Here is a 1,565-nt window from a genome sequence, read left to right on the forward strand (position 1 = left end):
GTCTACTAAGAAAACGAAGGTGACCTCCCTGGGGAAATTGGGGTGAGGTTGGGCTCGAATCCGAGCGCGAGCATTCGGCGTTGGAGGCGATTTCTGGCGCGTTCGGGGTTTGTTTTGTCGTAATGATCGATGCCGAGTTCGTCGTAGGCGACTCCGTCGTGGAGCATGTTCCAGACGATGACGAGCAGCGTGCGTTGGAGAGCAACTACGGCACGCAGGGCACCGGCATGGGATTGAATACGTCGGTACTTCACGGCGAGATAGGTCGTTTTGGATCGGGAGACGGACATCGCCGCGATTCCCAGCGCGGCTTTGAGGTAATGGTCGCCGGGTCGGGTTTGGGTGGATTTGATTCGTCCAGCGGACTCGTTCTGGCTCGGACACACTCCCGCCCACGATGCCAGATGGCCCGCCGTGTCGAACACGGTCATGTCGACGCCGGCCTCGGCGATGATGACGTTAGCGACATTCTTTGATATCCCCGGGACGGTCATCAGCAGCTCCCGGGCTAAGGAAAAGGGCTCGATCAGTGAGTCGATGCGGCCGTCGAGGACTTGGAGGGTCGCCTCGATCTGGTCGATGCGGTCCAGGTGCAGTTGCGCCATGAATGCGTGGTGGGCGGTGAAGCGGCCTGTGAGGGCTTCGACCAGGGCCGCGGATTTGCGGTGCATGGAGGCGTGCGCCAGCGAAGCTAAGGTCTGTGGATCACGTTCTCCGGATATGAGTGCATCGAGGATGCTGCGGGCGGATTTGGTGCTCAGCCGGCTGGCTACCGAGGACAATTTGATGTTGGAGTCCTCCAGTCCTTTTTCCAGTCGTGCGTATTCGCGGGTGCGTTCATGAGTTAGGTTCGACCGCGTGCGGGTCAAATCCCGCAGCTGGCGGACGGGCTCGGGCGGCACGAAACTGGCCCGCAGCAGGTTGTGGGCGGCGAGCTCCGCCAGCCACGTCGCGTCTGAAACATCGCTCTTCCGCCCCGGGATATTCCGCGCAGCTTTAGCATTGACCAGTTGCACATTCAGCGACTCCGACAGCAGGAAGTAGAACGGTTTCCAGTAGTCGCCGGTGGCCTCCATCACCACCACCGTCACCGCGGCCGCCTCCAGATCACGGCGCAGGCGCACGATCTCATTCGTCGTAGCGCCGTACGTGGTCACTGTCCTAGTGGACGTTCCTACCCGCGCTCCCGGTATCCGGATGCAGACCTTCGCATCACGTTTGGAGATATCCATTCCCGCGGCACGCTCGTGCACGATGTCCATCGTCTACTCCTCGGATCTGGTCCAACAACGCCACCGGCTGGTGGTGCCAGGTGCCGCGGGAAGGGCGGGGAAAATGATTCAGGAATCTACTAAACGGGCTCATCAAACCCGATGCTGCTGGGCTTGCGGCACCAATCCACGGTTCCCGTGGAAGCCCTCCACACCACGCTCGAAAACAGGCTCTAAGCACTAAGACACAGCGGCGTCGACCGCGGCACCGCCATCATCCGCCGCTACCCAACCCAACCACAAGGCCGTTTTCTCAATTCCACAACGCCGCGGAGCGGCTCCGCAGCTCGAAAC

At 61.1% G+C, this 1,565-nt stretch carries 1 protein-coding gene; it reads right to left on the bottom strand.

Translation table 11 applies throughout. The features are described from left to right. Positions 1-5: 5 nt before the first annotated feature. Entirely contained in the window at positions 6-1,262 is a 1,257-nt protein-coding gene (locus AC1DFE_RS23995; RefSeq protein ID WP_476908325.1) for an IS110 family RNA-guided transposase, read from the bottom strand. Between the last annotated feature and the right edge of the window lie 303 nt (positions 1,263-1,565).

The sequence above is a fragment of the Arthrobacter sp. 05T423 genome, from assembly GCF_056396245.1.

Coding starts and splice junctions, on each gene's coding strand:
- AC1DFE_RS23995 (WP_476908325.1), bottom strand. CDS start 1,262: ATGGACATCGTGCACGAGCGTGCCGCGGGAATGGATATCTCCAAACGT.